Origin of the sequence: Marinobacter sp. P4B1, from assembly GCF_001447135.1 — a bacterium.
Lineage (GTDB): Bacteria > Pseudomonadota > Gammaproteobacteria > Pseudomonadales > Oleiphilaceae > Marinobacter > Marinobacter vinifirmus.
Genome location: NZ_LLXM01000008.1, coordinates 56,815 through 66,677, shown reverse-complemented (window position 1 = coordinate 66,677; position 9,863 = coordinate 56,815). Strand labels below are relative to the sequence as shown.

7 protein-coding genes and 1 rRNA gene are annotated in these 9,863 nt (G+C 56.6%); 1 reads left to right on the top strand and 7 read right to left on the bottom strand.

The window, feature by feature from the left end; all coding sequences use genetic code 11:
- Positions 1–51: 51 nt before the first annotated feature.
- From AQ621_RS06090 to AQ621_RS06070, 5 genes are all read right to left on the bottom strand, one after another.
- A 16S ribosomal RNA gene (locus tag AQ621_RS06090) occupies positions 52–1,592 on the bottom strand.
- A 394-nt stretch (positions 1,593–1,986) separates the two neighbouring features.
- Positions 1,987–3,186 (bottom strand): formate-dependent phosphoribosylglycinamide formyltransferase, encoded by a 1,200-nt coding sequence (gene purT, locus AQ621_RS06085; RefSeq protein WP_058340699.1) that lies wholly within the window; start codon positions 3,184–3,186, stop codon positions 1,987–1,989.
- A 24-nt stretch (positions 3,187–3,210) separates the two neighbouring features.
- The gene (locus AQ621_RS06080) at positions 3,211–3,393 is read right to left on the bottom strand and encodes a DUF1289 domain-containing protein (protein WP_058340698.1); all 183 of its coding nucleotides are present in this window, start codon (positions 3,391–3,393) and stop codon (positions 3,211–3,213) included.
- 2 nt (positions 3,394–3,395) lie between these two features.
- Positions 3,396–3,923: a gamma carbonic anhydrase family protein gene (locus tag AQ621_RS06075; protein ID WP_058340697.1), complete on the bottom strand. Its 528-nt coding sequence runs from the start codon at positions 3,921–3,923 to the stop codon at positions 3,396–3,398.
- A 17-nt stretch (positions 3,924–3,940) separates the two neighbouring features.
- Entirely contained in the window at positions 3,941–4,522 is a 582-nt protein-coding gene (locus tag AQ621_RS06070) for an NUDIX hydrolase (RefSeq protein ID WP_022989615.1), read from the bottom strand.
- A gap of 95 nt (positions 4,523–4,617) precedes the next feature.
- Between AQ621_RS06070 and AQ621_RS06065 the strand changes: the two genes are divergently transcribed.
- On the top strand, positions 4,618–5,166 hold the full coding sequence (locus AQ621_RS06065) for an NUDIX hydrolase (protein WP_022989616.1): 549 nt from the start codon (positions 4,618–4,620) through the stop codon (positions 5,164–5,166).
- On the opposite strand, the gene AQ621_RS06060 is transcribed toward AQ621_RS06065, so the two are convergent.
- Positions 5,167–5,478, bottom strand: a complete 312-nt coding sequence (locus tag AQ621_RS06060; RefSeq protein ID WP_058340696.1) for a YqfO family protein — start codon at positions 5,476–5,478, stop codon at positions 5,167–5,169.
- A 385-nt stretch (positions 5,479–5,863) separates the two neighbouring features.
- Positions 5,864–9,769, bottom strand: a complete 3,906-nt coding sequence (gene purL / locus AQ621_RS06055; protein WP_058340702.1) for a phosphoribosylformylglycinamidine synthase — start codon at positions 9,767–9,769, stop codon at positions 5,864–5,866.
- Between the last annotated feature and the right edge of the window lie 94 nt (positions 9,770–9,863).

Below are 9,863 nucleotides of genomic sequence, written 5' to 3'. Positions count from 1 at the left end.
TAGCCAACCAAGTAATTCGTGTGGACTCTGACCGAAGCATTCGGCTTCGTTTAAGGAGGTGATCCAGCCGCAGGTTCCCCTACGGCTACCTTGTTACGACTTCACCCCAGTCATGAACCACACCGTGGTAATCGTCCTCCCGAAGGTTAGACTAACTACTTCTGGTGCAATCCACTCCCATGGTGTGACGGGCGGTGTGTACAAGGCCCGGGAACGTATTCACCGCGACATTCTGATTCGCGATTACTAGCGATTCCGACTTCACGGAGTCGAGTTGCAGACTCCGATCCGGACTACGACGCGTTTTAAGGGATTGGCTCACTCTCGCGAGTTGGCAGCCCTCTGTACGCGCCATTGTAGCACGTGTGTAGCCCTGGCCGTAAGGGCCATGATGACCTGACGTCATCCCCACCTTCCTCCGGTTTGTCACCGGCAGTCTCCCTGGAGTTCTCAGCTTTACCTGCTAGCAACCAAGGATAGGGGTTGCGCTCGTTACGGGACTTAACCCAACATCTCACGACACGAGCTGACGACGGCCATGCAGCACCTGTCTCAGAGTTCCCGAAGGCACCAATCCATCTCTGGAAAGTTCTCTGGATGTCAAGGCCAGGTAAGGTTCTTCGCGTTGCGTCGAATTAAACCACATGCTCCACCGCTTGTGCGGGCCCCCGTCAATTCATTTGAGTTTTAACCTTGCGGCCGTACTCCCCAGGCGGTCAACTTAGTGCGTTAGCTGCGCCACTAAGACTTCAAGAGTCCCAACGGCTAGTTGACATCGTTTACGGCGTGGACTACCAGGGTATCTAATCCTGTTTGCTCCCCACGCTTTCGCACCTCAGTGTCAGTGTTGGTCCAGGTAGCCGCCTTCGCCACTGGTGTTCCTTCCTATATCTACGCATTTCACCGCTACACAGGAAATTCCACTACCCTCTACCACACTCTAGTCTGACAGTTCGAAATGCCGTTCCCAGGTTAAGCCCGGGGCTTTCACATCTCGCTTACCAAACCACCTACGCGCGCTTTACGCCCAGTAATTCCGATTAACGCTTGCACCCTCCGTATTACCGCGGCTGCTGGCACGGAGTTAGCCGGTGCTTCTTCTGCGAGTAACGTCAATCCTTAAAGGTATTAACTTTAAGGCCTTCCTCCTCGCTGAAAGTGCTTTACAACCCGAAAGCCTTCTTCACACACGCGGCATGGCTGGATCAGGGTTGCCCCCATTGTCCAATATTCCCCACTGCTGCCTCCCGTAGGAGTTCGGGCCGTGTCTCAGTCCCGATGTGGCTGATCATCCTCTCAGACCAGCTACGGATCGTCGCCTTGGTAGGCCTTTACCCCACCAACTAGCTAATCCGACTTAGGCTCATCCAATAGCGCAAGGTCCGAAGATCCCCTGCTTTCCCCCGTAGGGCGTATGCGGTATTAGCAGCCGTTTCCGACTGTTGTCCCCCACTACTGGGCAGATTCCTAAGCATTACTCACCCGTCCGCCGCTCGTCAGCGGGGTGCAAGCACCCCCTGTTACCGCTCGACTTGCATGTGTTAAGCCTGCCGCCAGCGTTCAATCTGAGCCATGATCAAACTCTTCAGTTTAAATCATACAAGAACCCGAAAGTTCTTAATTCTTGCTCAAGACAAAACTCAATTTTCGACGAGTCACTGTCCTGATATTTCGTATCCGAAATACCTCGGCCAGCGCCCACACGAATTACTTGGTTAACTTGTTAAAGAGCGCTTGAGCTGTTGCTCAATCAAGGCCGCGTATTCTACATCGTTCCGCCGCCTTGTCAACCGTTGATTTCGAATAATTTTTGAAGCAATTTTTCGAATACTTTCAATCGGTTATCGCTGAGGTTTTGCCCCGTTTCCGGCGTTGCCCCTCAAGCGAGATGCGCATTCTACAGACCTCAGCACAGGTGTCAACGGTTGCCTTAAACTTTTTTGAAAAGTCCTTTTCGCCGCCAACGCTCCGGCTACACGCGCACCATTAAAGCTCTACTTTAACGGCATCCGCAACAGCCAAAGCACACTGCCGGGCCTCCTCTATAGAGTTCCCCTTTGCCAGCGCCACCCCCATGCGACGACGCCCCTTCAACTCCGGCTTGCCAAACAACCGTAACTGGGTGTCCGGCTCAGCAAGTGCCAGCTCTACTCCACTGTATGAGACATCAACTGACTCACCTTCAGGAAGAATGACCGCCGACGCCGTTGGTCCTTGCTGGCGAATTACCGGAACAGGCAAACCAAGAATGGCCCGGGCATGCAGGGCAAACTCGGACAGGTCCTGGGACATCAGGGTAACCAGGCCAGTATCGTGTGGCCTCGGGGATACTTCCGAGAACCAGACCTGATCGCCCTTTACAAACAGCTCCACACCATAGACACCGTAACCACCCAGGTTGTCAGCAACTGCCCGGGCAATTTCCATGGAGCGCTCAAGGGCTTTGGGAGCCATAGGGTGCGGCTGCCAGGATTCCCGGTAATCGCCATCTTCCTGGCGGTGCCCGATGGGATCGCAGAACGAAACGCCATCACGGTGGCGAACCGTCAGCAGGGTGATCTCATAATCAAAGTCCACAAAGCCTTCGATGATGACGCGCCCCTTCCCTGCCCGACCACCGGTTTGGGCATACTCCCAGGCCGCTTCTATCTCCGCGTTGTCTCTTACCAGGCTCTGCCCCTTACCCGACGAACTCATTACCGGCTTGACCACCAGTGGCAGCCCGATTTCTTCGACGGCAGCCAGGTACTCCTCGCGACTGCCGGCAAACCGGTAGGCTGAAGTGGGCAACTCCAACTCTTCCGCAGCCAGGCGGCGGATACCTTCGCGGTTCATCGTCAGATTGACGGCACGCGCGGTCGGAACAACCCTGTACCCTTCTTCTTCAAGCCGCACCAGCTCAGCCGTTGCGATGGCCTCGATTTCAGGAACAATCAGGTGCGGGCGCTCTTTTTCAATGACAGCCCTCAGTGCCGCGCCATCGAGCATATCAACCACATAGCTGCGGTGGGCGACCTGCATGGCCGGTGCATTTTCGTAGCGATCCACGGCAATCACTTCCACGCCGTAGCGCTGCAGCTCGATTACCACTTCTTTACCAAGCTCGCCTGAGCCGCAAAAAAGCACGCGTGTTGCACCAGGCTTCAGCGGTGTACCAATCCGGACAGTCTGCTCTGAACCAGTCATTGAATCTGTCTTCCTGTATATAGATTAGATAGCAACTTTCTTTTCACGCTCAGCCACCTTTCGAAGAACCTCCCGGCGCTCCTCGTCTGTCATCATGGTCCAGCGCAGTATTTCATCCCCGGTTCGCTGACAGCCTATGCAGGTGTCATTCTGGTCCAGCGCACAAATGCTGACACAAGGGGAGCGCACTTTATCGGCAGTTTTCATGGTTAAATCTCGACTTGCTGCAGATCAGCCAGGTAACGCTCGGCATTCTTCACGTAGTGAGCCGTACCGAACTCCAGCATTTTCTTCTGGCTTTCATTCAGCTCACGACGAACCTTGCCCGGGGAACCGATCACCATGGAGCCGTCCGGAATTTCCATTCCTTCCGGGATCAAGGTATTCGCACCAATCAGGCAATGCTTGCCGATCTTTGCGCCATTGAGCACCACCGCATTAATGCCAATCAGTGAATAATCTCCGATCTGACAGCCATGCAGCATCGCTTTGTGCCCGACGGTCACACCACGCCCAATAGTAAGCGGAATACCCGGATCGGTATGCAGAACCGAACCGTCCTGGATGTTTGATTCCGGGCCTATGGTGATCAACTCGTTGTCGCCACGAATCACCACATTGAACCAGATACTGGATTTCTCCATCAGCTTGACGCTGCCAATCACGGTGGCGTTGTGGGCGACAAACTGGCCATCGCCGTCTTTTTCGGGCTTTCGCTGACCCAGGCTATAAAACATAGAACTCCTCCGTCGCCCTACCGGGGCGGCTCAAGAATATCGATGCCGGCATCGTACACAGCATTCAGGAAATCGACCAGAACCACGGCCGACAAACCCCATATCTGATAACGCTCCCAGCGATAGCATGGCACGTAAAGGGTATTGTGCTGGAAGCTCAGGGTATCCGTTCGTTCCCGCTTGTCCTCGAGGAAAAAAGAAACCGGAACACGGAAGATACTTTCAATTTCCGCCGGATTTGCCTGTAACGGGTGATCAACCGGCACCAGGCCTACGTATGGAGTTACGACAATCCGGTGCAAAGACATCACCTGACTGAGCGGCGCAATGAGCCGAACTTGGTCCGGCGGCAGGCCGATCTCTTCATGGGTCTCCCTCAACGCGGTTTCCGCCAGGGAAGCATCTTCGGGATCCCGCTTGCCCCCCGGGAAAGCAACCTGCCCGCGGTGGGTTTTCATATGCTCGGACCGGAGCGTGAAAATGATCTCGGGGTTGCGGTGATTATCGGTGACCGGAACGAGCACGCCGGCTTCGGGGTAATCCAGGGCCAGTTGCCTGGGGGCGTATTTGGACAACCGTTCGGTTAGCAGGTCTTCCACTCTTTACTCCGGTTACTTGCCAATATTGAGTGAGACACAGGCAGTCCGGATCGTTAAACTGACTACCAACGGACACTCAGTATACGGGGAAAACAATGAAGTATTGCAGCACATGCGGCCAGCCGGTTGAACAACGTATTCCAGAGGGAGATAACCGGCATCGCTATGTTTGCGTCAGCTGCGAGACCATACATTACCAGAACCCGCGCATTGTTGCCGGCACGGTTCCGGTGTGGGAAGGCCAGATTCTGTTATGCAAGCGCGCGATCGAACCCCGCTATGGCTACTGGACCCTGCCTGCAGGGTTTATGGAAAACGCGGAGACCACCATGGAAGCAGCCGCCCGGGAAACCCGGGAAGAAGCCCTGGCGGAAGTTACCATCCATGGCCTGTACTCGATTATTGATGTTCCCCACATCAACCAGGTGCACATGTTTTATCGCGCCACCCTTACAGACGGGCAATTCGGCGCCGGGCAAGAGTCCCTGGAATCAAAGCTGTTCACCCCCGACGATATCCCCTGGGACGAAATTTCCTTTCCTACCGTACGAAAAACCCTCGAGCTGTTCCTCAAGGATATGAAAAGCGAAAGCTATGGCGTGCACATTAAAGACATTCGCCACCCGATGGCGAAGAAGGGCTGATCAGAAGTTTTCCAGCCGGAAAACCTCGTACGCAGGCTCCTCATAGGGGTGAGCCTGCTTCAGCGCCGCAACCGCCTTGCCGATCACCGCATCATCGCAAACCAGCTCGACCTTGTACTCCGATACGGTCTCGAGCTCGCCCTGACGCCCCAAAAAAGGATCACTTCCTGCCAACGGACGAAACTGGCCCTGCCCTTTGCATTGCCAGGCACACTGATCGTAATCACCGATCTTCCCCGCACCGGCATCGAACAGGGCCTCCTTGGTTGGCCCCAGATGACTTTCCGGCACGAAGTAACACAACTTGTACATAGCCCGCTCCAGATTGATCAAGCTTCGCTCAGCATTAGGGTTTCCAAACTTACCCACAGTTTCTGTGGATAACTCTGGGGATAGTTTCTGGGAATCCGTCCCTGAGCCCCATTGTTACTGACCTTTCCTTAAACTGGCGACAAAATCGCCCATTTAATTTAATCTTTATCTTTCAATAACTTACATTTGTCGAACAAAAATCAGGCGTAAATCTCTGACTCTGTTCACAGATCACACAACGCACCCGCAAAAATGTGCATAAAGTTCGCGAGTCAAGACCTTGACTGACAAGTTTTCGGACTTTTTTACACAAAAAACCGGCCTGAAGGGTGCTTCCAACAGAAGCTCTTCAGGCCGGCTTTGTCAAGACGGACTCAGGGGTTGATCAAGCCAACCAGCGTCTCGCATTTCTGAACATACGCATCCAGGGGCCGTCTTCCTGCCAGCCATCCGGGCGCCAGGAGTGCTGAACCGCACGGAATACCCGCTCGGGATGCGGCATCATGATGGTCACCCGGCCATCACGGGTGGTAACACCGGTAATGCCCGCCTCGGAACCGTTCGGGTTGTAGGGGTAACGAGTCGTCGCCTCGCCCCGGTTGTCCACGTAACGCATGGCTACCAGCTCATTTTCGATGAGCGCCTGGGCGTTATTAGCTGCGGCAAATTCAATCCGACCTTCACCGTGGGCCACAGCGATCGGCATCCGGGAACCGGCCATGCCGTCCAGGAATGCAGACGGAGACTGCGCTACTTCCACCATCACCAGGCGAGCTTCAAACTGCTCAGACTGGTTACGGACAAAGCGCGGCCAGCCTTCGCTACCCGGAATCAGCTCGTGCAGGTTCGACAGCATCTGGCAACCGTTGCACACTCCCAATGCCAGTGTGTCCTGGCGATTGAAGAACGCGGCAAACTGATCCCGAACGCGGTCATTGAACAGGATGGACTTCGCCCAACCTTCACCGGCACCCAGAACGTCACCGTAGGAGAACCCGCCACACGCCACCAGACTCTGGAAATCATCCAGGGTGATGCGGCCAGAGAGCAGGTCGCTCATGTGCACGTCTGTTGATTCAAAACCGGCACGGTCGAAGGCTGCTGCCATTTCAACCTGGCCATTTACGCCCTGCTCACGCAGGACAGCCACTTTCGGCCGGGCGCCGGTGTTGATGAACGGTGCAGCAACATCTTCGTTAATGTCGAAGGTCAGCTCGGCGTTCAGGCCGGGGTCTCCAGCGTCCAGCAGGTTATCAAACTCATCCTGGGCACAGTCCGCATTATCGCGCAGCGACTGAATGCGATAGCTGGTTTCCGCCCACAGGCGCTGAAGCTCTGTACGAGACTCATCCACCACGCTGTCGCCGGCAAAGGTCAGGCGCACGCGGTCTTTATCGTTCAGGGTACCCACCACACTGGTGTGGTCGCCCAGACCAGCCGAGGAGAACTGCTGCAGGACAAACTCGGTGTCGTCACGACGCACCTGGATGACTGCCCCCAGTTCTTCGTTAAACAGCTCGCGGGCAAATTGCGAGCTGTCTTCCGCCAGGCCGTCCAGCTTGATATCCACACCGGTGCGGCCGGCAAACGCCATTTCTGCCAGAGTGACAAACAAACCGCCGTCAGAACGATCGTGGTACGCAAGCAACTTGCCGTCGCCGTTAAGGCCCTGGATCACCGCAAAGAAGGCCTTGATGTCTTCCGGGTCGTCCAGGTCTGGCGCTACGGCACCTACCTGGCGATAAACCTGCGCCAGTGCAGAGCCACCCAGGCGGTTCTGGCCGGCAGCCAGGTCAACCAGGATCAGGTCGGTTTCACCGGCATCTGTTCTCAGCTGGGGCGTCAGTGTGCGGGCTACATCGGTAACCGGCGCGAAGCCGCTGACAATCAGAGACAGCGGCGCAGTCACGCTCTTCTGCTCACCGTTGTCCTCTTCCCAGGTGGTTTTCATAGACATGGAGTCCTTGCCCACCGGGATCGTAATACCCAGCTCCGGGCACAGCTCCATACCGACTGCGCGCACGGTCTCGTAGAGATTCTCGTCTTCACCCGGGTGACCGGCTGCGGCCATCCAGTTCGCAGACAGGCGAATATTCGAAAGCTTTTCGATCGGCGCGGCGGCCAGGTTGGTAATTACCTCGCCCACCGCCATACGGCCAGAAGCCGGCGCATCAATGACGGCAACCGGTGTGCGTTCGCCCATAGCCATGGCTTCGCCGGCACGCACATCAAAGGAGGCAGCGGTAACCGCCACATCACTCACCGGCACCTGCCAGGGGCCAACCATCTGGTCACGGGCCACAAGGCCGGTAATTGTGCGGTCACCAATGGTGATCAGGAAACTCTTGGAACCCACAGACGGCAAACGCAGAATACGGCGAATGGCATCATGGATATCGATCTTGGTGGAATCGAACACCGGCTTGGTAAACGAAGAGCGGGTGATGCTGCGGTGCATTCTCGGCGGCTTGCCGAACAGCACTTCCATCGGCAGGTCCACCGGCTTGTCGTTAAAGTACGAATCGCCCAGTTCCAGGTGGTGCGCTTCGGTGGCTTCACCGATCACCGCATAGGGGCAACGCTCGCGACGGCACAGGGAATCGAACAGGTCGAGATTCTCCGGTGCCACGGCCATTACGTAGCGTTCCTGGGATTCGTTACACCAGATTTCCAGCGGCGACATTCCGGGCTCGTCGCTCGGGATATCCCGCAATTCGAACTTGCCGCCACGGCCGCCGTCTTTCACCAGTTCCGGCATGGCGTTGGACAAACCACCCGCACCCACGTCGTGAATAAAGCAGATCGGGTTGTCATCGCCCATTTGCCAGCAGCGGTCGATCACTTCCTGGCAGCGGCGTTCCATTTCCGGGTTGTCCCGCTGAACCGAGGCAAAGTCCAGGTTTTCGTTACTGGAGCCAGAGTCCATGGAAGACGCCGCGCCACCACCCAGGCCGATCAGCATAGAGGGGCCACCCAGTACAATCAGCTTGGCGCCAACCGGGATATTACCCTTCTCCACATGATCTTCGCGGATGTTACCCAGACCACCGGCAATCATGATGGGCTTGTGGTAACCGCGCACTTCCTCACCGGCTGCGCCGGGCACCTTCTCCTCGAAGGTACGGAAGTAGCCGGCCAGGTTCGGGCGGCCGAATTCGTTGTTGAACGCAGCGCCGCCAATCGGGCCTTCAATCATGATATCCAGCGGTGAGGCAATGCGATCGGGCTTACCGTAGCCGATCTCCCAGGGCTGCTCATCGCCGGGAATATTCAGGTTGGAAACCGTGAAGCCTGACAGGCCGGCTTTGGGCTTGGAACCCCGACCGGTCGCGCCCTCATCGCGGATTTCACCACCGGAGCCGGTAGCGGCACCGGCAAACGGCGAGATAGCGGTGGGATGGTTGTGGGTTTCCACCTTCATCAGAATATGTACCGGCTCCTTGTTGTAGCCGTACACACCGGTTTCCGGATCCGGGAAGAAGCGCCCGGCCACACTGCCTTCGATAACCGACGCGTTATCTTTATAGGCCGACAACACGCCTTCGCTGTTCATCTCGAAGGTGTTGCGGATCATAGCAAACAGGGATTTCTCCTGACCTTGCCCGTCGATATCCCAGGACGCATTGAAAATCTTGTGGCGGCAGTGCTCCGAGTTGGCCTGCGCGAACATCATCAGTTCCACGTCGGTCGGATCACGCTCAAGGCCGGTGAACGACTTCACCAGGTAGTCAATCTCGTCTTCCGCCAGCGCCAGGCCCAGCCGGGCGTTGGCTTCAACCAGGGCATCACGGCCGCCGGACAACACCGGTACACGGCCCAGCGGGCGGGGTTCATCGTGGCTGAACAGCAGCACGGCACCGCCGGTTTCGTGGAAGACGGTCTGGGTCATGCGGTCGTGCAGCAGGGCGGCAATTTTTTCCCGCTGCTCCAGTCCCAGCTTACGGCTGGACTGCACATAATAGGCAATACCACGCTCGATCCGGCGAATCTGGCGCAAGCCGCAGTTGCGGGCAATGTCCGTGGCCTTGCTGGACCAGGGCGACAGCGTGCCCGGCCGGGGCACCACAAGGAACAGAACCCCTTCAGGTTCTTCAACCTGTACACTGGGGCCGTATGTCAGCAGCCTGTCCAGAATCGCGTGTTCCGCGTCGGAGAGGTCATCATCGAGATCCACAAAGTGCATGAACTCGGCATACACATGGGCTACATCCGGAACAATATCCTGGATCCTGGAGTGCAGCTTGCGGAAACGGAAAGGCGAGAGCGCGGGAGCGCCGCGAAGTTCAAGCATGATATCAACCTGTATCGCGCGAAATCGGGAGACGTCTGAAAGGCGGCCATGATACTCGAAACGGGCGGCGGGATACAGCATCAGGTAGCCGGCC